This window comes from Flavobacterium hauense, from assembly GCF_054457175.1.
On the sequence record NZ_JBTKVX010000004.1, the window covers coordinates 67,141 to 90,501 of the forward strand.

Annotated in this window: 23 protein-coding genes; 3 read left to right on the top strand and 20 right to left on the bottom strand. The window is 38.2% G+C overall.

All coding sequences use genetic code 11. The features are described from left to right. Positions 1-61: 61 nt before the first annotated feature. Positions 62-682, bottom strand: coding sequence for a recombination mediator RecR (gene recR, locus ACX0HA_RS03555; RefSeq protein ID WP_458843901.1), 621 nt, complete (start codon positions 680-682; stop codon positions 62-64). Positions 683-794: 112 nt separating this feature from the next. Here recR and ACX0HA_RS03560 point away from each other — a divergent pair, with 112 nt between their 5' ends. Beyond that, complete coding sequence (locus tag ACX0HA_RS03560; RefSeq protein ID WP_458843902.1) at positions 795-2,300, top strand: sodium:solute symporter; 1,506 nt, start codon at positions 795-797, stop codon at positions 2,298-2,300. Here the strand turns inward: ACX0HA_RS03560 and ACX0HA_RS03565 are convergent. Both ACX0HA_RS03565 and ACX0HA_RS03570 read right to left on the bottom strand, forming a co-directional pair. Further along, the gene (locus tag ACX0HA_RS03565) at positions 2,284-2,652 is read right to left on the bottom strand and encodes a CoA-binding protein (RefSeq protein WP_458843903.1); all 369 of its coding nucleotides are present in this window, start codon (positions 2,650-2,652) and stop codon (positions 2,284-2,286) included. The two genes, ACX0HA_RS03560 and ACX0HA_RS03565, sit on opposite strands and share 17 nt — an antisense overlap. Before the next feature lie 66 nt (positions 2,653-2,718). Next, the gene (locus ACX0HA_RS03570; RefSeq protein WP_458843904.1) at positions 2,719-3,792 is read right to left on the bottom strand and encodes a carboxypeptidase-like regulatory domain-containing protein; all 1,074 of its coding nucleotides are present in this window, start codon (positions 3,790-3,792) and stop codon (positions 2,719-2,721) included. Positions 3,793-3,937: 145 nt separating this feature from the next. Between ACX0HA_RS03570 and ACX0HA_RS03575 the strand changes: the two genes are divergently transcribed. Then, positions 3,938-4,654, top strand: a complete 717-nt coding sequence (locus ACX0HA_RS03575; protein WP_458843905.1) for a pirin family protein — start codon at positions 3,938-3,940, stop codon at positions 4,652-4,654. Positions 4,655-4,955: 301 nt separating this feature from the next. Then, positions 4,956-5,588: a MarC family NAAT transporter gene (locus ACX0HA_RS03580; protein ID WP_458843906.1), complete on the top strand. Its 633-nt coding sequence runs from the start codon at positions 4,956-4,958 to the stop codon at positions 5,586-5,588. 20 nt (positions 5,589-5,608) lie between these two features. On the opposite strand, the gene ACX0HA_RS03585 is transcribed toward ACX0HA_RS03580, so the two are convergent. From ACX0HA_RS03585 to infA, 17 genes are all read right to left on the bottom strand, one after another. Next, positions 5,609-6,022 carry an RrF2 family transcriptional regulator gene (locus ACX0HA_RS03585; protein ID WP_458843907.1) on the bottom strand — a complete coding sequence of 138 codons (414 nt, stop codon included), beginning with the start codon at positions 6,020-6,022 and terminating at the stop codon, positions 5,609-5,611. 1 nt (position 6,023) lies between these two features. After that, positions 6,024-6,959, bottom strand: a complete 936-nt coding sequence (gene ctlX / locus ACX0HA_RS03590) for a citrulline utilization hydrolase CtlX (RefSeq protein WP_458843908.1) — start codon at positions 6,957-6,959, stop codon at positions 6,024-6,026. A 13-nt stretch (positions 6,960-6,972) separates the two neighbouring features. Continuing rightward, positions 6,973-7,887, bottom strand: coding sequence for a dimethylarginine dimethylaminohydrolase family protein (locus ACX0HA_RS03595; protein ID WP_458843909.1), 915 nt, complete (start codon positions 7,885-7,887; stop codon positions 6,973-6,975). 152 nt (positions 7,888-8,039) lie between these two features. Further along, the gene (locus tag ACX0HA_RS03600; RefSeq protein ID WP_458843910.1) at positions 8,040-9,323 is read right to left on the bottom strand and encodes a citrate synthase; all 1,284 of its coding nucleotides are present in this window, start codon (positions 9,321-9,323) and stop codon (positions 8,040-8,042) included. 173 nt (positions 9,324-9,496) lie between these two features. Continuing rightward, on the bottom strand, positions 9,497-11,959 hold the full coding sequence (locus tag ACX0HA_RS03605; protein ID WP_458843911.1) for a DUF7619 domain-containing protein: 2,463 nt from the start codon (positions 11,957-11,959) through the stop codon (positions 9,497-9,499). Positions 11,960-12,078: 119 nt separating this feature from the next. Further along, positions 12,079-14,220, bottom strand: a complete 2,142-nt coding sequence (locus tag ACX0HA_RS03610; RefSeq protein WP_458843912.1) for a DUF7619 domain-containing protein — start codon at positions 14,218-14,220, stop codon at positions 12,079-12,081. 100 nt (positions 14,221-14,320) lie between these two features. Then, the gene (locus ACX0HA_RS03615) at positions 14,321-15,082 is read right to left on the bottom strand and encodes a LytR/AlgR family response regulator transcription factor (protein ID WP_458843913.1); all 762 of its coding nucleotides are present in this window, start codon (positions 15,080-15,082) and stop codon (positions 14,321-14,323) included. After that, entirely contained in the window at positions 15,079-17,064 is a 1,986-nt protein-coding gene (locus ACX0HA_RS03620; protein ID WP_458843914.1) for a tetratricopeptide repeat-containing sensor histidine kinase, read from the bottom strand. The genes ACX0HA_RS03615 and ACX0HA_RS03620 overlap by 4 nt, the downstream gene beginning before the upstream one ends. A gap of 175 nt (positions 17,065-17,239) precedes the next feature. Next, a complete protein-coding gene (gene eno / locus ACX0HA_RS03625) occupies positions 17,240-18,535 on the bottom strand; it encodes a phosphopyruvate hydratase (RefSeq protein ID WP_458843915.1) in 1,296 nt (431 codons plus the stop codon). 194 nt (positions 18,536-18,729) lie between these two features. Next, positions 18,730-19,839 (bottom strand): glutamine-hydrolyzing carbamoyl-phosphate synthase small subunit, encoded by a 1,110-nt coding sequence (gene carA / locus ACX0HA_RS03630; RefSeq protein ID WP_458843916.1) that lies wholly within the window; start codon positions 19,837-19,839, stop codon positions 18,730-18,732. A gap of 166 nt (positions 19,840-20,005) precedes the next feature. Then, positions 20,006-20,509: a 50S ribosomal protein L17 gene (gene rplQ / locus ACX0HA_RS03635; RefSeq protein WP_458843917.1), complete on the bottom strand. Its 504-nt coding sequence runs from the start codon at positions 20,507-20,509 to the stop codon at positions 20,006-20,008. Positions 20,510-20,541: 32 nt separating this feature from the next. Beyond that, positions 20,542-21,534: a DNA-directed RNA polymerase subunit alpha gene (locus ACX0HA_RS03640; protein ID WP_317500549.1), complete on the bottom strand. Its 993-nt coding sequence runs from the start codon at positions 21,532-21,534 to the stop codon at positions 20,542-20,544. 21 nt (positions 21,535-21,555) lie between these two features. Continuing rightward, complete coding sequence (gene rpsD, locus ACX0HA_RS03645) at positions 21,556-22,161, bottom strand: 30S ribosomal protein S4 (RefSeq protein WP_458843918.1); 606 nt, start codon at positions 22,159-22,161, stop codon at positions 21,556-21,558. Positions 22,162-22,246: 85 nt separating this feature from the next. Beyond that, positions 22,247-22,630 carry a 30S ribosomal protein S11 gene (gene rpsK / locus ACX0HA_RS03650; protein ID WP_057671687.1) on the bottom strand — a complete coding sequence of 128 codons (384 nt, stop codon included), beginning with the start codon at positions 22,628-22,630 and terminating at the stop codon, positions 22,247-22,249. 8 nt (positions 22,631-22,638) lie between these two features. Then, positions 22,639-23,013 carry a 30S ribosomal protein S13 gene (gene rpsM / locus ACX0HA_RS03655; RefSeq protein ID WP_169520212.1) on the bottom strand — a complete coding sequence of 125 codons (375 nt, stop codon included), beginning with the start codon at positions 23,011-23,013 and terminating at the stop codon, positions 22,639-22,641. Positions 23,014-23,015: 2 nt separating this feature from the next. Next, positions 23,016-23,132: a type B 50S ribosomal protein L36 gene (gene ykgO / locus ACX0HA_RS03660; protein ID WP_002987490.1), complete on the bottom strand. Its 117-nt coding sequence runs from the start codon at positions 23,130-23,132 to the stop codon at positions 23,016-23,018. Positions 23,133-23,142: 10 nt separating this feature from the next. Then, positions 23,143-23,358: a translation initiation factor IF-1 gene (infA, locus tag ACX0HA_RS03665; protein ID WP_007136545.1), complete on the bottom strand. Its 216-nt coding sequence runs from the start codon at positions 23,356-23,358 to the stop codon at positions 23,143-23,145. Between the last annotated feature and the right edge of the window lie 3 nt (positions 23,359-23,361).

A 23,361-nucleotide genomic window follows, 5' to 3' on the forward strand; every position in this document is an offset into this window, starting at 1 on the left:
CTATATTTGTTTATTGCTATACTTATAAGTGGGTATATTAACAGAATAGGACAACAATACCCTAACTGCTTTTTAAAGAATTTTCAAATGGCACACGATGGAGTATGCTTCGCCCAAGGGTAACCTCATCGGCAAACTCAAGTTCGTCGCCCACAGCAATACCGCGTGCAATAGCCGAAGTCACTATTCCGTATTCTTTTATTTGTTTGTAGATATAAAAATTGGTCGTATCCCCTTCCATGGTAGAACTCAGTGCAAATATCAGCTCCTTTACATTCCCGGCCCTTACTTTTTCAACCAGTGTAACTATATTTAACTGGCTTGGGCCTATGCCGTCCATAGGAGATATTTTTCCTCCCAGTACATGATAAATACCCTTAAACAGATTCGTGTTTTCAATAGCCATAACATCGCGGATATCTTCTACCACACAAATAACCGTTTTGTCACGGGAACCGTTAGCACATATTTCACACACCTCAACATCGCTAACATTGTGGCACTGTCGGCAAAACTGTATCTCATCGCGCATTTTTTGCAGGGCACCTGTAAGCAATTGCGTTTGTTCTGCCGGCTGCTTTAAAAGATGCAGTGCCAGCCTCAAAGCAGTTCTTTTGCCTATACCCGGCAATTGTGCAATTTCAGCAACAGCCCTTTCAAGTAATTTAGAAGACATTTCCATAGTACCGCAAAGGTACTAAACAGGCTCCGATTTGCATTTATACCAACACAAATTTAGTTAGCACTAGTTATTTCAATATTTTTTAGTTGTTTTGTAGTACAAACCATTTACTATGCAGCCGCTAACCATACTCTCTATAATTATAGTTTATTTCGGAATCCTGATCCTTATTTCAAGACTTGTAAGCAAAAAGGACAGTAGTAACGATACTTTCTTTAAAGCTAATAAAAATTCTAAATGGTACCTGGTAGCCTTCGGGATGATAGGCACAGCACTATCGGGCGTAACGTTTATTTCGGTTCCCGGAGAGGTAGGTGCACCAAGTGGAGAGCAATTCAAGTATTTTCAGTTCATACTGGGTAATGCGATCGGATTTCTGATAATCGCCAAAGTTCTTTTGCCTTTATACTACAGGCTAAACCTGACCTCTATTTATGGATATATAGAAGAAAGGCTTGGTTATTACAGTTACAAAACATCGGCAATGATATTTCTTATCAGCCGTACTATTGGTTCTGCCTTCAGGCTATACCTTGTCGTGATTGTATTGCAGCGTTATGTATTCGATGCTTTTGGCATCCCTTTCTGGGTTACGGTACTTATCTCTTTATTACTCATATTTGCTTATACTTATAAAGGCGGACTAAAAACCATTATCATTACCGATACACTACAGACGTTCTTTCTTGTATCATCGGTATTCTTCACGATTTATTTCATTTGTGACAGTCTTAACCTTAGCCTGCCCGAAGCTTTTGAAACCGTAAAACAAAGCAACTATTCTAAAATATTTTTCTTTGAAGATTTCATTACCAGCAAATTTCATTTTGTAAAACAGATACTGGGCGGGATATTTGTAACCATTGCCATGGTAGGTCTTGACCAGGACCTGATGCAGAAAAACCTTAGTTGCAAGAACATTGGCGAAGCACAAAAAAACATGTTTACCTTCACGGGCATATTTGTCATCATCAACTTGTTCTTCCTGGGTGTAGGTGCACTATTGTATATCTATGCCAACAACAATGGTATCAATGTGCCAATTGTAGACGGTAAACCAAGAACCGACCTGCTTTTCCCTGAAGTAGCATTCAATCATTTAGCACTAATACCATCGGTAATATTCCTTTTAGGTTTAACTGCCGCAACATTTGCCACAACAGATTCGGCACTTACAGCACTTACAACTTCTTTTTGTGTAGATTTTCTTGGGATGGACAAGCAGCAGAATGCAGGAAAAACAAACATGGTAAGAACCAGGCACCTGGTTCACATCTCTTTTTCCATGCTGATGTTTTTGGTTATTATCGTTTTCAATACTATAAACGACGCATCGGTCGTAAGCATGATATTCAGGATAGCATCATATACCTATGGCCCATTATTAGGATTATACAGCTTTGGGCTATTCATGAAGAACCGTAATGTTCAGGACAGGATCGTACCGTTTATCTGTGTGGCTTCACCCCTGCTTACACTATTCATAAGCATGAACTCATCGCTGCTGTTTGGCGATTATGTTTTCGACAATGAGCTAATTATAGTAAATGGCCTTATTACCTTTCTGCTACTGCTTTGTATCAGCAGGAAACAGCCCAAAACTAATATTGGTTTATAGAAAGCATAACCAGCGTACAGGCTACTTCGATCTCAATTCCGTTTTCGCGCAGGAGGGCATAAAGTTCAGGATTCTCAGTTCCGGGATTAAATATTACGCGCTCCGGTTTAAGCCCAATAATGTAATCGTAGTATTGTTTCTGGTTCATTGGATTAAGATATAGCGTAACAGTATCAACATCATCAAAAGGCACATGTTCCTTTTCGATTTTAGTACCATCAAGATTATCTTCTTTTTTTCCGATAGCCACAACAGGATGACCATAACGCTGCAGCATCTTTATGGCTTTATACGCATATCTTCCGGGGTCGGTCGACGCTCCCATGACCAGTGTTTTCTTTTGGGGTTCCATAGCTTTTTTTATCAAAATTACCCAAAAACCTTTATTTATTCCTGCTTTTTATCTTTACCCTAACATTTAAGGCGTTGGCCTGTAATCTGCCGGAAGCATATCTCCCGCTTTGATCACCGCCATGTAGCCTCCAAAATATATTTCGTCAATAGGTATAAAAAGTCCGTTCTGATCAATATAAAAAACACCTCTATCAAATGTTATAAACGATTGCAGTTTGCCTTTGTAGAGTACCGTTAACTTTTTATTTCGAAGACTTTTAGATTTTGGCAATGGTTTACCCGATACAAGCATGATATCCGGCTGCTTATGTACCGGAAAAGAAACCTGAACCTTTTTCAGGTTAAGGGTATCGGTCACTTTAAAATAGTCGGCTGAATTAACCGGTATTTTATCATCATAGAGTACAAATCCCTCTTTCTCCCAACTATCTGAGGCGACAGTACGTAAAAAATGTGTTGGCGAACCCAGATAGGCTTTTTTACGTTTCTCGCCTACATTTTCTTTTCCTGATTTATCTATGAATGCCGTAGTCCCCGAAAAAAAGCTGCTGTTTACATCTATATTTTTAACACTACGCATTTTGTAATAGGTCTTAAAATCCACAAGATCAAAAACAACCCTGTATCCCAGTTTTTTATTGGTAATTATTAAGGGCTTTTCTGCCTGGGCTAAAAGTACATTTCCATGAGTATCATAACTCAGCCTGATATCGTCTTCATTCTCTATTTCACAAGAAGAACCATTTGAAGTCTGTCCTAAAAAATTATCTTTAAACGCCTTTAGCATCTGCTTACGGGTAAAAATTGTTTTTTTATTTATAACAACTTCATTTAGGGTTATATGTTTTTCTTTCAGATAAACAGTCAACGGTAATTTCAAATCAAAAGGATTTTCAAGCATATACCTTTCAAAACCCATATAATTAACCACAAGTAATGCATTTATGGGCCTTGGTGCTTTTAGTTCAAAAAAACCTTTAGCATCAGTGCTGGCACTTATAGTTGTACCGTCCAGATAGACAAATGCTCCTTCAAGCGGTTTCTTTTCTGCCTCATCCATCACATAGCCTGTTATGCTTTGGGCATGAATCATTATGGAACTCAATAAAAACAATAAGAGTAAAATATACTTTTTCATGAATGCATGTTTTTTGCTAATGTAAGAAAATCCTCTTTCGCATACCGTTAAATTTGTACTTACCCCAAAAAAAGTAAGGTTTACCTCAAAAAATTGTACTCATAAATAATTACCTATAAATTTGAGTTCATAATTCCCCCCGATTATGATAAAACAAAATCCAGCTCAGATATTCAAGGCCCATACACGAAGCCGATCTGAAAATGAAGCGCACAGAATCCACTCAACTTTAAACTTTAAAGAATACAGTGAAACTTCAGGCTATCCATTCAGTCCGCTTACATTACTGAATGACGAAACCCTGGATGCAAACAACAGCATAGAGAGACAGCTTCACAGCGGTACCGTAGTTATGGTTATTCCCCTTGTTGGAGCAGCCGAATGCCGTTTTTCAGGCGACAAATCTCAAATCGTTGTTCCGGGAGAGGCATTAACTTACTATAAAAGCGAAGCAACTGCTATCAGTATTAAAAACCCATATCAGGACAGCCTCATTAACTTTTTATACATTACCTTTTCCGTAAACATCAAAACAGATATCCTTCTTCCTGATAATTATCTGATAACGCAGGCTGACCTGATGGTAAAGAATAGTTTTCACAAGTTGTTTGAATCATTTGAAGATTGCCTGTCATCCCACTTAGGGGTTTTTGATGCCCGCAACGAGATGACCTATAAGCCTGTAGCTACCACCAACGGCATTTTTGCATTTGTCATAAGCGGAACATTTGAAATTCAGGGACAACTCATAGAGGAGCGTGACGGACTTGCCCTTTGGGACACTCCTGAGATTGACATTGAGGCATTTTCAGGAAATGCCATTCTCCTGCTTATCGAAGCACCTTTTAAAGAATTCCAATAATTTAAAATCATAAAAAGCACCATCAGGTGCTTTTTGAATATTAGAAATTTTTAGCCTGCCATATTCGGCTACAGTACTAATTCATTTAAAATCTTAACACTAATTTCGCCATAAACATTTTTATTATTAACTTATCTCATAATTTAGTACTAATTATCAAGTGGCATATCAAATCAATTCCTGTATTTTTCACTAGAGGAATAGTAAGTTAATGTTATTTTAAAATTAGAGATTTAATGATTTAGAAAAACCGCCAGACTATATAAAACAATACCTTTGCCCTGAAAAACCAAACCGACATATGGAACTATTCATTTACATTTTTGCAGCGCTTTTTTCCGTAATCAACCCACTTGGAGCTATCCCTATTTTTGTAGGGCTAACAATGGACGACAGCATGGCCGAGCGTTCACGAATCTCATTCTGGACTGCGGTAAATGTATTTATCATACTTATCATTTCATTCTTTATAGGACAGTATGTACTAGCTTTCTTTGGCATCAGTATAGACGCACTGAGAATTGCAGGCGGATTCATCATCGTGAATTCGGGATTCTCACTTTTGACAGGTAAATTTAAAAAGACAAGGGGTGTAAATAAAAAAGTAGAGAATGACGCCCATAAACGTAATGACATTGCACTTACACCACTAGCGATACCAATGTTGGCAGGACCGGGCTCAATATCCCTGCTTATAGCAATGTACCAGGATTACACAGCCATAGACCAGCAAATCATTGCGTGTTGTGCCATGGCGGCACTGGCAGCTGTAATCTTCTTAATGCTACGCAGTGCCCACTATCTTTCAAGAATACTTGGAGCATCAGGTATCGTAGCTATCTCGAGGATAATAGGTTTTATAGTTATCGCTATCGGAGTGCAATATATAAGCAGTTCAGTAGTAAACATACTAAAGACTATTCCGTTCAACTAAATCAAAAGCGAATTATCTTTTTACAGCATTGCAAGATCCTGCAACGATTTTTGCTGTAAAATATTTAGTGTACTATCGCGAACATCTGCCATGAATTTATTCAGCGAACACTTTTCTTCATGCGGGCAGTCGTCGCACTTCTCATAGTAGTTAAGGCTTACACATGGCAACATGGCAATAGGCCCGTCGAGCACTCGTATAAGCGTAGCTGCAGATACGGTTGCAGGGTCTTTCATCAGGTAATAACCTCCACCTTTGCCTTTCTTTGAGCCCAATATTCCAAATTTCTTCAGATCAAGTAATATAGCCTCAAGAAATTTTTTAGGTATCTGCTCTTTCTCCGATATGTCAGATATGAGCACAGGCGCTGTTCCACCCTGCTTTGCAATGTAGATAAGCGCCTTTAACCCATATTTTGTTTTCTTTGAAAGCATATTATTGTTTAAGCAAAAATACTTCAGCCATCATGCAGCGTGCACTTCCGCCGCCACAAGCCTCAATTGTATCAAGGTTTGCACTAAGTATTTGTGTATGTTTCCCAATTTTTGTGATCTGATCCTTAGTAAGCACCTGTTTTGCAGAGTCGCTCATTACAAGATAGTTCTTATCATCAGCACCTCGCACCTGAAGCATATTCCCTGCAAAGTTATTAAGCTGCTCTTCTGTAAGCAATATTATCTCTTTACCATCTTGTTTAAGGTTATCAAGCACCATTTTACGCTCTTTTTTGTCATCTATGCAATCAGCACAGATAACTGCAAAGGTTTCACCAATACACATCATTACATTGGTATGGTATATCAGCTTACGCTCGCCATTAACAGTCTGGAAAGCTTCAAAAATAATCGGTGTATACTCAAAGTCCTCACAGTACTCGATAAGAAGTTCCTCATCAGCACGTGGCGACAATGCGCAATATGCTTTATGGTTAGCCCTGTCAAGCACTATGCTTCCTGTACCTTCAAGGAAAATATTATCCTCTTCTGCCGAAGTATAATCTACTATGTTCTCAACAACAAATCCTTCGTCTTCCAGCATATCAAATATGTCTTCGCGACGTTCGCTTCGACGGTTCTCAGCAAACATAGGATAAAGTGCCACATCCCCATTTTCATGGAAAGAAACCCAGTTATTAGGAAAAATTGAATCCGGAGTATCAGTATCAGTAGTATCATCAACCACTACAACATTTACACCTACAGCCTTTAATTTTTCTACAAAAGCATCAAATTCCTGTTGTGCTTTAGCATTTACCGTTTCCGGCAAAAGGCTGTCCATTACTTTTTGGTAATAGTTATTTACGGCAGTTTGCTCATTCATCCTGAAGGCAACCGGGCGTATCATCAATATAGTATCAGTAATCTGTTTCATTGTCAATTTAAAATTAATCCCTTATCAAAGGTAATGTTGAACATCTTAGCAAACCTTCCTGTTTAGCAATCTCAGCATAAGGAACTTCTTCAACGGTAAAGCCTTTTTCCAAAAGCCAGTTTTTCAGTCTTGTAAAGTTTTTTTCTATTACAACGACATTAGTATCTATAGAGAAAAAGTTAGAAGTCATGTTATACATCTCTTCCCTGTCGATATGGAAAAGATTATCCATACCAAATAAGTCTACAAGATACAAATAATCTGCTTCTTCTCTAAACCCGCTCTTATAAATCACCCCTTTATCTTTCCCAACAGGCTGAAAGCAGCAGTCAAGATGCAATGCGTTGTCACGCGCTTCAAGCCTTGATTTTACAAGATCAAACTCTTTAACGATCTTATCAGGAAAAAGTTCTTTAATATAGTTCACGCCCTGCATATTGGTACGTGCAGTAATAAAATCCTTATAATCGCTGCCTTTGTAGGTACCAATGAAAATATGGTCATTCCACGGCATTACATCACCGCCTTCAATATGAACCTCATCCGGCGGACGAACTACCTTTTTGGGGTCAATCTGGTCAATTATATATTGTATTGCTTCGAGTTCGCGCTCGCGGTCAGGAAGAATATTAGCTTTGATAAACACATCTTCGATCACAAAACCAATATCCCTGCTGAATATCTGGTTATAGTTTTCTATGATCTCAGGTCGGTAAACTTTTACATCATATTTATCGAAAATTTTTGCAAGGGCATTCATTTCGTTTACCATATCCGGTTCAACCGGATAAGTGCCCGCTTTAATATGTTCTAATGATTTTGGGTCGTATGCTTCGCTTTCCAGCGGAGTAGGCCCGTTACTTGTGGCTGTACCTAATATGACGGCGCGAAGCCGCGAGGTTTCATTTTTTACGTTGAGTGTCAACATGAGATTGGGTTTTGCGCAAATATAGAAAATGAACTGCTTATTATAAACTTTTATAATGATATTGATAATTATTTCATATCATAATTACAAAATCAACAGCTATAACAAAAAAAAGCCGCTCAGTGAGCGGCTTTTAGTATGATTTAAGATTATTATCTTTTTTCCTGAGGAACAAAAGGCCTTAATGGAGCACCTGTATATACCTGACGCGGACGTCCGATAGGCTCTTTGTTAACGCGCATTTCTTTCCACTGAGCAATCCATCCCGGAAGACGGCCAATTGCAAAAAGGACAGTAAACATTTCAGTAGGAATACCCATCGCCCTGTAAATGATTCCTGAATAGAAATCTACGTTAGGGTAAAGGTTTCTCGATTTGAAGTATTCATCCTGAAGAGCAGCCTCCTCAAGCCTCTTAGCGATCTGAAGTACAGGATCGTCAACACCAAGGCTTGCAAGAACTTCGTCAGCCGCTTTTTTAATGATCTTAGCTCTTGGATCAAAGTTTTTATACACTCTGTGCCCAAAGCCCATTAAACGGAACGGATCGTCTTTATCTTTTGCTTTAGCAAGGTATTTATCAGCATCACCTCCGTTAGCCTGTATTTCTTCAAGCATTTCAAGCACCGCCTGATTAGCACCTCCGTGCAGAGGACCCCAAAGTGCAGAAACACCTGCAGAGATAGAAGCAAACAGGCCTGCATGAGACGAACCTACCATTCTCACCGTAGATGTAGAACAGTTCTGCTCGTGGTCAGCATGAAGGATGAATAATTTATCAAGTGCATTAACAACTGTTGTATCTATCTCATAAGGACCTGTAGGAAGCGAGAACATCAGCTTCATGAAATTTTCTACATACCCTATCGTGTTATCATAATAGTTTAAAGGATATCCCATTGCTTTTCTGTAAGTCCATGTAGCGATTACCAGGAATTTACCTATCGCCTTACAGATAGCCTCATACATTTCCTTTTCATTGTTCACATCAACCGATTTCGGGTTGAATGCAGTAAGCGCACTTGTAAGTGACGCCAGTACACCCATTGGGTGTGCATTTTTTGGAAACCCGTCAATGATGTTTTTCATCTCCTCATTAACAAGGGTATATTTCCTTATGTTAGTTTCAAATTTTGCAAGCTCAGCGGCTGTAGGAAGCTCACCAAAGATAAGAAGGTAAGAAACTTCAAGGAAGTTAGACTTCTCGGCAAGGTCTTCAATAGAATATCCTCTGTAACGAAGAATTCCCTGCTCTCCGTCTAAGAAAGTAATTTCACTTTTGCATGACCCTGAATTCTTATAACCCGGATCTATTGTAATAGCGCCCGTTAAGCCGCGCAGTTTATCGATATCAATAGCAGTTTCGTTTTCAGTTCCTACGATTACAGGAAACTCATACCTCTTGCCATCAATTTCTAATATTGCAGTATTTGACATGATTGTAGTGTGAATTATTGTTTTTAAAAATATATTCCTGCGAATTTAATAAATTACAATTTATTTATAAAGAAAATTACTCATTAAAATCGTTAAATATGCTTGTAAAAAACAAAAGTCAATACTTTGAAGTATTGACTTTTGATAAATATGTAAAATTTAGACTTTTGAAGTTACTCTTTTATAAGCTTCTCTACTTTAATGCCTTTATCGGTCGCTATCTTAAGGAAGTAAATTCCGGGAGCACGACCTGACATGTCAAAGGTTACATTTGTTCCATTTAAATAAGCTGCCTCAAGTTGTCTGCCGTGTATATCAAATAAATACAATGTATTAACTACAGCCATCGCATCAATTCTCAATTTATCTTTTACGGGATTAGGATATACTTTAACCAAAGTATTAATAGTAAATTTATCTGTTCCTAAAGTTGTCTCAAAAGTTGTCTCAGCCACATCGGTAAGCAGTGCATAGTTATAGTCAAACACTATATTTGCCAAATTCATAACCTTATCTCCTTCCTGCAGGCTATTCTTAGTTTTTACCCTAAACATAATATACCCCTGCCCTGATGCTTCCAGGTTAATATTTTCAAATCTGTAAATAATACGGTTACCTATCCTTATAACATCAACCTCATGTGAGCTGTCCATTATCTCAAAAGACCCTATATTAAATTTGGTTATATCTATCTCCTGAGTAACTACAACAAAAGTAGCTGCTGCATTTCCTGTATTTTCAAAGTTAATTACATAGTTTAGGTATTCACCAATTTTTTCAACAGGTTCCTTTTCCCCTTCCATACAAATTATGTTATTGGGATCAAACGAACCAACTACTGTACTTTCTGTTTCAAAAGTGTTGTCATCGGGATTTATATCGCTACCCTGCATAGTAATTTCAGCATTATAAGTCAATATATCATCAATATTAACAGGAGGTGTTTCTATTGGCGAATTTACATTCAGCTTAACAGTATAGCTACGCCTTTCAAAAGGCAACAGGTTGCTATATCCCCATGTAAGAGCACCAGGTAACACTGTAGGCGCTTCAGGTGATGTAGTAACATAATCCAACAGGCTGTCATCATAATTAAAGGTTACTGTTCCGTTAGCTATAGTATTTCCATTATTTCTGATATAAACGTGACAATAAGTATCAAAACCCGGCATTGAAAATCCTGTGCTCAGGATAACCATTACATCATCAACCTCACCAACGGGTGTTACACAAAAATCCTGAATGAAAGCTTCGTTGTTCATTCCTGTAAAAGTTGTAGTCCCAATAGCCGGAAGACTTGTAAATAATGTTCCCGCATATGGTGCTGAAACTGTATAAGTACCGGCACCTACCAATACAAAATATTCACCATCCTGATTAGTAAACTTTATTTTTTCGGTTGTACCATCAAAAATTTTTACCTGATAATAATCCGGTGCACTGTCAGCATCTGTACATCCATTTCCATCCAGATCCAATCTGACTTTACCTGATATACTATTATAAATCTGACCCGGAACATATTCACAGACAGTACTCATGTATGGAGGAATAATTTGATTTCCTTCAAAATACCCAAGCATCAATTCTTCCTCTCCTTCATCCAGGCACAACATCAAAAGGCTTGGATTATTTTCCAGATAGCATTCGAACGGATGTTCAACCAGACCACCATTATGGATATTTATTGATGTCAGCAACGGATTATCTCCTGCTACAAACCACCTCAAATCAGGGGAATGACTCAGGTCCAACTCAGTGATCAACGTGTTACTGCAATATATTTCCCTTAACCCCGTAAGATCGTCAGTATTAAGAACCGGAATCGGATTATCACCACATCTAAGAACACTTAAAGAATTATAACCCGTCAAATTAAGATTGGTGCAGCCGGTATTACTTACCCCAAGATAGGTCAATGCAGTTAATCCGGAAAAATTGAACCCTCCCAAAGGATTATTTGAACAATCTAAACTTGTGAGTGATAACCCTGTAATATCTAACCCTGAAAGTTGGTTATTCTGACAATACAGCTGTTTTAAATTTGGTGCCAGTGACGCGTTTAAAGAAGCCAGGTTATTATCATTAACTTCAAGCGTACTTAATGATGGAAACAATGACAGATCTAATGATGCTAAATCACACATCCTACCGTGTATACTACTCAGTGAAGTTAACCCTGTAGAAGCAAAAGCAGTTAGGGGATTGAATTCAAACCTAATAAAAGTAAGATTATTCAGTCCCGAGACATTGAGTGTCGTCAGATTATTTACCCTACAGTTTAGACTTTCAAGATTAGTCAGCGCAGTCAGATTTAAAGATGTCAGATGGTTAGTCGCGCATCCCAAAGCTTTAAGATTTGTAAAATACTCGATTCCTACAAGTGAACCAATGGATGATTGGCCAACATTCAATTCAAATACCTGTAATGCCTCTGTCTGATTTATCTCACCATCTCCATTAGCATCTACGGCTATATACTGCCCGTTTGCATCTTTAGCATAAGATTCACTGGCCGTAGGGCTGACATCCAGCAAGATAAGTTTAGCTTTAAAATTTACATCAGGAATATTGATTACCTGCGCGCTTACCATTCCGCCGAGAAGCAAAAAGGCAAAGAGTAAAATTTTCTTCATAGGTTAAAATTTAATTAGTTTATAGTTTAGTTTAAGTCTTTTACAGTTACCATTTTACAGCATAGCAACAAAAAAGGCCAACAGTTAACTGTTGACCTTTATATAACAAGTAATTTCTGCTATTCCCTAATTAGTTTTTCAACTTTTATTCCTTTTTCAGTAATAACCCTCATAAAATACACCCCTGAAGCTCTGCCTGATACATCAAACATTACATTTGTTTCATGGCTGTAATTTATCTGTAGCTGCCTGCCCTGGATATCATACAGGGATATCGACTTAATTTCGGTATCAGCATCAATTCTTACCAATCCGTTTGAAGGATTAGGATATACTTTAACTGAATTGTCCTTTTCAAAATTGCCTATACTTAGTATTCCAAATGTTGTATTGGCATCGTTAGTCTGAACAGGCGCATTATAATCCATAAATATTCTTGCAGTACTCGTCACTACATCTCCTGACATAAGATTACCTTTATTTTTAATCTTATACAACAAGTTACCATGCCCGGCTACACTCAAATTTGCATCTTCAAACCTAAAGGTTATCCTGTCGCCAACTACACGTGTAGTCGTAACCTGAGAACTATTAATCAGCCTTAGTGTACTTATATCATAATGATCCGGATTAATATCCATTTCAACAACAACAAAATTGGCAGGTGCCGTTCCCGTATTCTCAAAATTAACAACATAATGCAGATAATCACCTATCACATCCGTTGAAACGAAATCCCCTTCCGCACAAACTATGGTATTAGAAGTCAACGATCCCACTACAGGTTGCCTGAACTCAAAATAATTATCCTCAGGAACATCATCTGTTGCCGGATTTATAGACATCCCGAATTCTAATACATCTCCCACATTTACCGGTGGTGTACCTGTAGCGCTATTAACCGTAAGCTCCATAATTATTTCGTTGCATTTAAAAGGCTCCAGGGTAGTGTAATTCCATGTATAGGTATCCACCCCCATACTGCTGATCGGTGGATATACATCTGAAAAGGTCAGCCTGTCACTGTCCCAATAACAGGTAACACTACCTGTTGCTATGGTTTGATTTCCTTTATTTTTATAAACCATCTTGTATTTAGCATCCATCCCCGGCTGCGCACTGGTAAGCGGAACTATAATAACCTCTACATCAGGATGTGCGACCCCTGTAGGTTTGACACAAATGTTTCTGGTTATTACAACCCCGTTTGGTTCAGGAGAAACCACAGTAGCTGTTTCCGAAGTAAAATAAGCATTCTCAAATACCGGTTCAATTGTATATGTTCCTCCTCCTACATAAAAAACATAAGAACCATCTGTTTTGGTAAACACGTCATCTTCATAGTTCAGGCCATCTACATTGTATATTTTCAACCTTAAAGACGGAATAACATAATCTCCTGCGTCGCCGCAATTATTATTATTGTTCGCATCAAATTTCACAACTCCTGTAATACGGTTATAGATACCTCCGGGTTCATAAGAGCAATATGAATTCACTTGCGTATCTGCAGGCAAATTTTCGTTTTCCTGAATGGAACTAACCTGCAATTCATCGGCACATATATATTCCAGCGTAGGGTTTTCTATCCAGTTTGCCGGGTCAAAAGTTTCATTTTGCCCATTCTTCACAAACAGCGTAACCAGATCATTTGCATAACACGCTAAAAATGTTAAGGCTGTATTGGTAGTAAGATCAAGTGTTGTAAGATTGTTGTCGTTACATTTTAACGATGCAAGATACGTTAGTCCGGTCACATCCAGGGTATCCAGCTGGTTAGTACCACAATCAAGCGTTTCAAGATGATCAAGAGAAGTCAGCGATAGAGAAGTCAACTGGTTGAAGCTGCAATCAGCCCAACGAATATCATTATCCGCCGCAAAAGTTATAGAAACCAACGCGTTATGTGCACAATTAAGCCCCCTAAGGTTCTCTAAACCCGAAAGACCCAGATTTCCTTCAATCAGGTTATTGGCACAGTTTAGCACCCTAAGATCTATAAAATATTCGATTCCAGCCAAAGAAACAATACCTGCACCCGACACGTTAAGCTCCCTAACCTCTTCTGCCTCTGCTTCGGTAATTACGCCATTTCCGTTAGCATCTATTGCAATCGGGGTACCGCTACTATCCTTAGCCACATCATTCGATGCGCTCGAAGAAAGCAGCTTTGCCATAAAGTTAGCATCAGGCACAACAATGGCCTGGGCACTTAAGGCACCGGAATAAAGAAGCAATAAATAGAGAACTATTTTTTTCATAACATCGTGTTTAGCTTTTGTTTTAACCCCCAAATATAATTTTTTCAACAAATCTCAGTCATGCCATTTAGAATTCGCCACAACTGACTTAGAATTCGCATTAAAGCGATTTCAGCAATTCCTGTAAACGTTCTTTCTTACGCTGCGATATGGGCAGATGACTATTATCGGCCATGACAGCATAGCCACCATCTTTTTTAATATAAGATTTCAAATATGCCAGATTGATAAGATGTGACTGATGAATACGCTCAAATCCCTGTTCAGAGAGCATATCCTCATATTCCTTGAGAGTCTTGGCTATCAGCACAGGCTTATTGTCTTTGATGTAAAACTTGGTATAATTATCCTGTGATTCAAGCCGGATGATATCACTAACCTCAAACAGATGAATTCCATCTGATGTTGAAAGCGCTATCCTTTTAAATTTATCAACCTTCTTCCTGATGTTTTCCAGCAAAAGGTCAATATGTGCATAGCTATCATTCGTTGTAAGCACCTTTTTTATTTTTTCGATAACCTTATTAAGTTCTTCGGGATCTACGGGCTTAAGCAGGTAATCAAGTGCACTAAAGCGAAATGCTTTAAGCGCATATTCTTCATGGGCCGTAATAAATACAACATGCGAGCTCAGCCTGCCTTTTTTTTGCTGTATCTGCTCCAGTATATCAAACCCGGTACCATCTCCAAGCTGTATGTCAAGAAACACAACATCAGGCTGATAATTCTCAATTGCAGCAATGCCTGACTTCACGCTTTCAGCCTCACCAAGTATTTTTATATCAGGCGCATACATAGAAAGCAGTCCTTTCATGCCATTCCTCAAATTGCCGTCATCATCTATTAGTAGTGCTGTAATCATAATGTGTCAGATGAATATTGTATAGGTAAATGTAAGATAATTTTAGTTCCGTTTGGCACTCCGTCAGCACCGGTAAGCTCCTTTATTTCAACATTAGAATTTTTCGAAGTTACCGCCTGGATCACCTCAAGTCGTTTACGTGTTATTTCAAGCGCCATAGATTTATGAACTGTAACTGAATTTTCCTTCAGTTTTTTCGACTTGTTTATACCGATACCATTATCGGTAACAGTACAAATCAACTTGTCACCACTAAGACGAAAATCAACCTTAATCGTTCCTCCTTTTTTTGGTACAAGTCCATGTATTATGGCATTTTCAACAAAAGGCTGTAACAATAATGGCGGCAAGGCCATATCATCTTCGATAGCCGGATCTTTAGTAATGGTAAAATCAAATATCTGGTTAAACCTTAACTGCTCCAGTTCCAGATAATTTTGCAACCCTTCAATCTCCTTATCAATAGGTATAAGCGATTCTTTAGAATATTCAAGTGTCAGACGCATCAGCTTCGAAAATTTCGACAGATACTTTATAGCCGATTCTTTACCATTCTGAACTATAAAGCTTGAGATAGACCCAAGACAATTAAACACAAAATGAGGATTCATCTGCAGATGGAGTGCCTTTTGCTCATATTCGGCAAGATCACGCTGCAGTGTAAGGGTCTTTTTTAGCTGCGTGCGGTTATATATCAAAAAAGCAATACCAAACAAAAGCAATATAAACAGTGCACTGAACAACAATTGAAGCCTGTGCCTTTTTGCCTGTTCCTCAAACATCAGCTGACGCTTTTCATTTTCCAGCTTTTGCAGAGCCTCTTTACGTTCAAACTCATAGTTCATTTCTTCGCGAACCATGCTTTTGATATTCTCTGCATCATTTATTTTTTCTTTTGCCTCACTGTATTTCTTATAATGCCTTAAAGCTTCGGTAGCATTGCCCTTTTTTTCATAGAGGATACTTAACGCTTTTTCTGATTGCTCGACCTGCTCAAAAACTCCAATTTCTTCAGCCATTGCAGCAGATTTCGTCTGGGCAGCAATAGCTTCATCATATTGGTGCTCCAGTGCATATACATCTCCAAGATAACCAAGAGATGCCGAAGCAATGTATTTCTCATCTATTCCCTTATAAACAGCCAAAGCATTAAGATAACTTTCAATAGCTTTTTTATTATCTCCTATCTTTACATAATAATTCCCAAAATTATTGAAAAGCTCGGCCTTAGCCCTTTTGTTATCAGAACCCAAAAGCATTTTATTTGCCTCTTTAAACGACTCATTAGCCTTATCCGGCTCATTTCTCAGTAAATAAATCGACCCAATATTGGTGATGATAGTTACAGCAGAATCGTCATCTCCAAGTTTCTTTTGAATCCATAGAGCTTTTGTATAATATTCGAGGGCTTTTGTATATTCTTTTTGCTCTTTGTACACTATCCCTAAATTATTATAGGTATAGGCCATATATTCCTCTTGTTTGGTCTCCTCATGAAGCTTTAGTGCCTTAAAACAATATTCTAGTGCCTTACCATAATTATTCTGTTCAGAACAAACAACCCCAATACTGCCGTAAGTAATAGCCAGTTTATCTTTAATCCTGTTCCTGTCAGAAGGAGAAACAATCTTTACCTCCTGCTCAAATATACTTTGTGCATTGGTATAACACTTAAGTGCATCGGCATACCTGTTAAGCATGACGTTAGCATTACCCATATTAAACCACGACGTACCCTCTGCCTCATTCAGTTTCTTTTGTTGCGCCATTGCCAGGGCTTTCTTCGCATACTCAAGCATTTTCACAGGATCACTGTCAGCATAAGTACTACTAATCTCGTTTAGCAGGTATACTTTATCCTTCCCTTCCGGTTCATTTTTGAGAACAGTAAACAGACTGTCCAGTACCTTCGATTGGGAAAGTGCCTGAAAGCCGAATAAAAATGTAAAACAGGTCAGCAGTAAAATTTTAAAAATTTTCATATACTACATATATACAACAAATTTATGATTTCGTCCTGATTAAAAATCGCCCGTTTAGAATTTGAAGCCTGTCATTTAGAATTTGAAACTGTAAATAATGATAATTTAATATCATTTGAGCAAAAAAAAGAGGCTATCCGTTAAGGACAGCCTCTGAATTTATTATATCAGTAACTTATTGTTTTACTTTGAATGCTTTTTCACCAGGGAAATAAGCTACATCAGCAAGCTCTTCCTCGATTCTTAGCAATTGGTTGTATTTAGACATACGGTCACTTCTTGAAGCAGATCCTGTTTTGATCTGACCACAGTTAAGGGCAACAGCAAGGTCAGCAATCGTGTTATCTTCAGTTTCACCTGAACGGTGAGACATTACCGAAGTATAACCTGCATTGTGAGCCATGTTTACAGCCGAAATCGTTTCAGTTAGCGTACCGATCTGGTTTACCTTCACAAGGATTGAATTAGCAGTTGATGTTTCGATACCTTTAGCCAGGCGCTCTACATTCGTAACAAATAGATCATCACCAACAAGCTGAACTTTATCACCGATTTTTTCAGTAAGGTATTTCCATCCTTCCCAGTCATCCTCCTGCATACCGTCTTCGATAGAGATAATCGGGTAGTTAGCAGCAAGCTCAGCAAGGTAATCAGCCTGTTCCTGAGAAGTTCTTACTTTACCGGTTTCACCTTCAAATTTAGTATAGTCATACTTCCCATTAACATAGAATTCAGAAGCAGCACAGTCTAACGCAAGCTTAATATCTACACCAAAAGTGTAACCGGCATTCTCAACTGCTTTTTTGATTGTATCAAGAGCATCTTCAGTACCACCGGCAAGGTTAGGGGCAAAACCACCCTCATCACCTACAGCTGTACTAAGGCCTCTGTCATGAAGCACTTTTTTAAGGTTATGGAAAACCTCAGTACCAATTTGCATAGCATGTGTAAAGTTTTTTGCTTTTACCGGCATGATCATAAACTCCTGGAATGCGATAGGCGCATCAGAGTGAGAACCACCATTGATGATATTCATCATTGGGACAGGAAGTGTATTTGCAGAAACACCACCTATATAACGGTATAGTGGCAGGCCAAGCTCATTAGCAGCAGCTTTGGCTACAGCCAAAGAAACACCCAAAATTGCATTAGCACCAAGATTAGATTTATTATCAGTCCCGTCAAGGGCAATCATCGCTTTATCAACAGCATTCTGTTCAAAAACCGACATCCCAACGATTTCCCCTGCGATAGTCGTATTTACGTTTTCAACAGCTTTCAACACACCTTTACCCATGTAGGCTTTACCACCGTCACGCAGCTCAACAGCTTCGTGCTCTCCTGTAGATGCTCCTGATGGCACTGCTGCCCTTCCAAGGATTCCGTTTTCTGTAATTACATCAACTTCTACTGTAGGATTTCCGCGCGAATCAAGGATCTGTCTAGCGTGTACTTTAATAATAATGCTCATTATATAGTTTTTTGTTTGTTATATACTTATTTATGAAACCTAACAAATTTAAACATTTTGAAAAACGAAATACCTCTATTTTTAAAAACTTATAAACGCAATCGTTTTAGCTTCATCACTTTATAATAAATGATATTCCGGCATTTCCAAAAAACAAATTTGGGCTAATTATGCATTAGCCCAAATCGTATATATTAGTTTTTACTTTTCTCGATATTCGTAATGAACTGATCAAAAAGGTAGCTTGCATCATGCGGCCCCGGGCTTGCCTCCGGGTGGTATTGTACAGAGAAACAGTTTTTGTTTTTCATACGCATACCCGCTACAGTACCATCATTGATGTGTTCGTGCGTAATCTCAAAATCAGGGTGTTTTTCAAGCTCTTCCCTTACTACCGCAAAACCGTGGTTTTGTGAAGTGATCTCACCTTCACCCGTTATAAGATTTTTAACCGGGTGGTTAATACCTCTGTGTCCGTTAAACATTTTATAAGTAGAGATACCATTAGCCAGAGCCAGTACCTGATGTCCAAGACAAATACCAAATACAGGTTCGTCATTCGCCAGTATGTTCCTAGCCGTTTCCTGAGCAGAGAAAAGCGGATCCGGATCACCGGGACCGTTAGACAGGAAGTAACCGTCAGGGCTAAAAGTTTTCATATCCTCGTATGTTGCATTATAAGGGAATACTTTTATATAACAGTCTCTCTTAGCAAGGTTTCTCAGGATGTTCTTTTTGATACCAAGGTCAAGTGCCGATATCTTATATTTAGCATCAGGATTACCAACAAAGTAAGGTTCTTTAGTCGAAACTTTAGAAGAAAGCTCAAGTCCTTTCATGTCAGGAACATCAGCCAGTTGTCTTTTCAGGTCTTCAACAGAAGTACCATCGGTAGATATAACCGCATTCATAGCGCCATTATCACGAATGTAGCTTACAAGAGCTCTTGTATCAACATCAGATATAGCCACAAGGTTTTGTTCAGTAAAATAATCCAAAAGGCTCTTATCAGAGTTTACTCTTGAAGGACTAAAACTGAAATTTTTACATACAAGGCCTGAAATCATGATTTTTTCAGCCTCAATTTCCTCAGCATTTGTACCATAATTACCAATATGCGCATTAGATGCAACCATTATCTGCCCAAAATAAGAAGGGTCAGTAAAAATTTCCTGGTAACCGGTCATTCCGGTATTAAAGCATACTTCTCCAAAAGTTTTACCTTCGATACCAATGGATTTACCATAAAATATAGTACCGTCAGCTAAAAGGAGAATTGCCTGATTTCGATTTGAATATTTCATTTACTCTTTTGTTGTTTTCTTCTCGGGTGCAAATTTACTTCAAAAAATTGGCTTACTAAAACGTTCAGTATATTTGGTTTACATAAAATCGTTAAAGTAGGCCAAAAAAAAAGGACAAACTCGAAAGTTTATCCTTTTTATAATTATTGAAAAATCAATCTCATGATTATTCAGTAGCTTCTTTGTTCTCATCTGTTTCAACAGCTGGTGCAGCAGGAGCCTCAGCAACCGGAGCAGCAACATCTGCTTTTTTAGCAGTACGGCTTCTACGAGTTGTTTTCTTAGCTTCTTTCTTAGTAGCGTTGTACAGTTCATTGAAGTCAACAAGCTCGATCATCGCCATATCAGCGTTGTCACCAAGACGGTTACCAAGCTTAATGATACGAGTGTATCCACCCGGACGATCTCCAACTTTAGCAGCTACTTCCCTGAAAAGTTCAGTAACAGCGTATTTGTTACGTAGGTAAGCAAATACGATACGTCTGTTGTGAGTTGTATCTTCTTTTGATTTAGTTACTAGAGGCTCAATATATTGTTTAAGCGCTTTAGCTTTGGCAACAGTCGTATTAATACGCTTGTGCTCTATTAGCGAGCAGGCCATGTTAGATAGCATAGCCCTTCTGTGACCTTGCTGCCTGCTTAAATGATTAAATTTCTTTCCGTGTCTCATTGCTGTTGTAATTTAAACCCAGTGGGTTCAGATTATTCTTTATCTAATTTATATTTCGTTAAGTCCATTCCGAAGTGTAAATTTTTAGAAGCAACAAGTTCGTCAAGCTCAGTTAACGATTTCTTACCAAAATTACGGAATTTCATTAAGTCATTTTTGTTGAACGATACCAAGTCGCCTAATGTATCAACTTCAGCCGCTTTTAAACAATTTAATGCTCTTACAGAAAGATCCATATCAACAAGCTTAGTTTTAAGCAATTGTCTCATATGTAATGACTCTTCGTCATATGATTCTGTTTGTGCAATTTCATCGGCCTCAAGTGTTATTCTTTCATCAGAGAACAGCATAAAGTGGTGAATCAGTGTTTTTGCTGCCTCAGTAAGTGCTTCTTTAGGATGAATAGAACCATCAGTGATGATTTCAAAAACCAGCTTTTCGTAGTCAGTTTTCTGCTCAACACGGAAGTTCTCTATTGCATACTTAACATTCTTTACCGGAGTAAAGATTGAGTCAGTAAAAATAGTTCCTATAGCTGCGTTTTGCTTCTTGTTCTCTTCTGCAGGCACATAACCTCTACCTTTCTCGATAGTAAGTTCAAGGTTTATGTTAATTTTGCTATCCATATTAAAGATAACAAAATCAGGGTTCAATACCTGGAATCCTGAAATGTACTTTTGGAAATCGCCTGCTGTAAGCTGGTCTTTTCCTGTAAAAGATACAGAAACCGATTCGTTGTCAATGTCTTCAATCTGACGTTTGAAACGAACTTGTTTTAAGTTCAGGATTATTTCAGTTACATCTTCAACTACCCCTGCGATTGTAGAGAACTCATGGTCAACTCCTTCAATTCGAACTGAAGTAATTGCATAACCTTCTAGTGAAGAAAGTAAAACTCTTCTAAGTGCGTTACCAACTGTCAGTCCATATCCCGGTTCCAAAGGTCTAAATTCAAATTTACCTTGGAAATCGGTAGAATCGATCATGATAACTTTATCGGGCTTTTGAAAATTAAATATTGCCATATTTTCGACTAATGTCAATTATTATTTGTTATACAACTCTACGATTAGTTGTTCTTTGATGTTTTCCGGGATTTGTAGCCTGGCAGGTACTGAAACAAAAGTACCTTCTTTTGTATCGTTGTTCCAAGTAATCCACTCATAAACGTGAGCAGAATTAGATAAAGAGCGCTCGATTGCATCAAGAGATTTTGATTTCTCGCGCACAGCAACTTTATCTCCCGGTTTCAGGTGGTAAGATGGAATGTTTACCACTTCACCGTTTACTGTAATATGTCTGTGAGAAACGATTTGTCTTGCAGCCCTTCTTGAAGGAGCAATACCCATCCTGAATACTACGTTGTCAAGTCTAGCTTCACAAAGTTGTAGAAGAATCTCACCAGTTACACCTTTAGATGCAGCAGCTTTTTCATATAGGTTCCTGAATTGTTTTTCAAGGATACCATAAGAATATTTAGCTTTCTGCTTTTCCATTAGCTGAACTGCATATTCAGATTTTTTACCTCTCTTTTTAGCCAAACCATGTTGCCCTGGAGGGTAATTTCTTTTTTCGAAGGCTTTGTCATCTCCGAAGATCGCTTCACCGAATTTACGGGCGATTTTTGTTTTTGGACCAGTATATCTTGCCATTTCTAAAAATTAATAAACAGGGGATTATGAATTCAGGTCGTATCCTTCGATAATCCGTAGCCCTGTTTGTGATTATACTATAAAATTAAACTCTTCTTCTCTTTGGAGGGCGGCAACCGTTGTGCGGTAGTGGAGTAACGTCGATGATCTCAGTAACTTCAATTCCTCCATTATGAAGAGACCTGATAGCAGATTCTCTACCATTTCCAGGACCCTTAACGTAAACTTTAACTTTCTTAAGACCAGCTTCAATAGCTACTTTACTGCAATCTTCTGCTGCCATCTGAGCTGCATACGGAGTGTTCTTTTTAGAACCTCTGAAGCCCATCTTACCTGCAGATGACCAAGAAATAACTTCACCTTTTTTGTTAGTCAAAGAAATGATGATGTTATTGAAAGTAGCACTGATATGAGCTTCACCTGTAGATTCTACAATAACTTTACGTTTTTTTGTATTCGCTTTAGCCATACTACTTATTATTTAGTTGCTTTTTTCTTGTTAGCAACAGTTTTTCTCTTACCTTTTCTAGTTCTTGAGTTGTTCTTAGTGCGTTGTCCACGTAGTGGAAGACCAGCTCTGTGACGGATTCCTCTGTAGCATCCAATATCCATTAAACGTTTGATGTTTAATGAAATCTCAGAACGTAGCTCACCTTCGATTTTGAAATAAGATACAGCCTCACGGATAGCACTGATTTCATCATCATTCCAATCCTGAACTTTTTTATCTTCGCTAACGTTAGCTTTTGCTAGTATCTCTTCAGCCCTGCTTCTACCAATTCCGAAGATATAAGTTAAAGCAATAACTCCTCTTTTGTTTTTAGGTATGTCTACCCCTGCAATTCTTGCCATAATTATCCTTGTCTTTGTTTAAATCTAGGATTCTTTTTGTTAATAACATATAATCTGCCTTTTCTTCGTACAATGATGCACTCGGCACTTCTTTTCTTAACTGACGCTCTTACTTTCATTTTAATAGCTTTAGTATCTATAAGTAATTCTTGCTTTGGACAAATCGTAAGGGCTCATTTCCAGTTTCACTTTGTCACCAGGTAACAATTTGATATAATGCATACGCATCTTTCCTGAAATGTGAGCAATTACTATATGCCCGTTTTCTAATTCAACACGGAACATGGCATTTGATAATGCTTCTATTATAGATCCGTCTTGTTCTATTGCTGATTGTTTTGCCATAAA

Excerpts from the sequence above, each read along its gene's own strand:
- rpsD (WP_458843918.1), bottom strand. The coding sequence starts at position 22,161 with ATGGCAAGATATACTGGTCCAAAAACAAAAATCGCCCGTAAATTCGGT.
- rplQ (WP_458843917.1), bottom strand. The coding sequence starts at position 20,509 with ATGAGACACGGAAAGAAATTTAATCATTTAAGCAGGCAGCAAGGTCAC.
- recR (WP_458843901.1), bottom strand. The coding sequence starts at position 682 with ATGGAAATGTCTTCTAAATTACTTGAAAGGGCTGTTGCTGAAATTGCA.
- ACX0HA_RS03575 (WP_458843905.1), top strand. The coding sequence starts at position 3,938 with ATGATAAAACAAAATCCAGCTCAGATATTCAAGGCCCATACACGAAGC.
- ACX0HA_RS03610 (WP_458843912.1), bottom strand. The coding sequence starts at position 14,220 with ATGAAAAAAATAGTTCTCTATTTATTGCTTCTTTATTCCGGTGCCTTA.
- ACX0HA_RS03605 (WP_458843911.1), bottom strand. The coding sequence starts at position 11,959 with ATGAAGAAAATTTTACTCTTTGCCTTTTTGCTTCTCGGCGGAATGGTA.
- ACX0HA_RS03585 (WP_458843907.1), bottom strand. The coding sequence starts at position 6,022 with ATGCTTTCAAAGAAAACAAAATATGGGTTAAAGGCGCTTATCTACATT.
- ctlX (WP_458843908.1), bottom strand. The coding sequence starts at position 6,959 with ATGAAACAGATTACTGATACTATATTGATGATACGCCCGGTTGCCTTC.
- rpsK (WP_057671687.1), bottom strand. The coding sequence starts at position 22,630 with ATGGCTAAAGCGAATACAAAAAAACGTAAAGTTATTGTAGAATCTACA.
- ACX0HA_RS03560 (WP_458843902.1), top strand. The coding sequence starts at position 795 with ATGCAGCCGCTAACCATACTCTCTATAATTATAGTTTATTTCGGAATC.
- ACX0HA_RS03615 (WP_458843913.1), bottom strand. The coding sequence starts at position 15,082 with ATGATTACAGCACTACTAATAGATGATGACGGCAATTTGAGGAATGGC.
- carA (WP_458843916.1), bottom strand. The coding sequence starts at position 19,839 with ATGAAATATTCAAATCGAAATCAGGCAATTCTCCTTTTAGCTGACGGT.
- ACX0HA_RS03570 (WP_458843904.1), bottom strand. The coding sequence starts at position 3,792 with ATGAAAAAGTATATTTTACTCTTATTGTTTTTATTGAGTTCCATAATG.
- infA (WP_007136545.1), bottom strand. The coding sequence starts at position 23,358 with ATGGCAAAACAATCAGCAATAGAACAAGACGGATCTATAATAGAAGCA.
- ykgO (WP_002987490.1), bottom strand. The coding sequence starts at position 23,132 with ATGAAAGTAAGAGCGTCAGTTAAGAAAAGAAGTGCCGAGTGCATCATT.
- ACX0HA_RS03565 (WP_458843903.1), bottom strand. The coding sequence starts at position 2,652 with ATGGAACCCCAAAAGAAAACACTGGTCATGGGAGCGTCGACCGACCCC.
- ACX0HA_RS03580 (WP_458843906.1), top strand. The coding sequence starts at position 4,956 with ATGGAACTATTCATTTACATTTTTGCAGCGCTTTTTTCCGTAATCAAC.
- ACX0HA_RS03600 (WP_458843910.1), bottom strand. The coding sequence starts at position 9,323 with ATGTCAAATACTGCAATATTAGAAATTGATGGCAAGAGGTATGAGTTT.
- ACX0HA_RS03620 (WP_458843914.1), bottom strand. The coding sequence starts at position 17,064 with ATGAAAATTTTTAAAATTTTACTGCTGACCTGTTTTACATTTTTATTC.
- rpsM (WP_169520212.1), bottom strand. The coding sequence starts at position 23,013 with ATGGCAAGAATTGCAGGGGTAGACATACCTAAAAACAAAAGAGGAGTT.
- ACX0HA_RS03595 (WP_458843909.1), bottom strand. The coding sequence starts at position 7,887 with ATGTTGACACTCAACGTAAAAAATGAAACCTCGCGGCTTCGCGCCGTC.
- ACX0HA_RS03640 (WP_317500549.1), bottom strand. The coding sequence starts at position 21,534 with ATGGCAATATTTAATTTTCAAAAGCCCGATAAAGTTATCATGATCGAT.
- eno (WP_458843915.1), bottom strand. The coding sequence starts at position 18,535 with ATGAGCATTATTATTAAAGTACACGCTAGACAGATCCTTGATTCGCGC.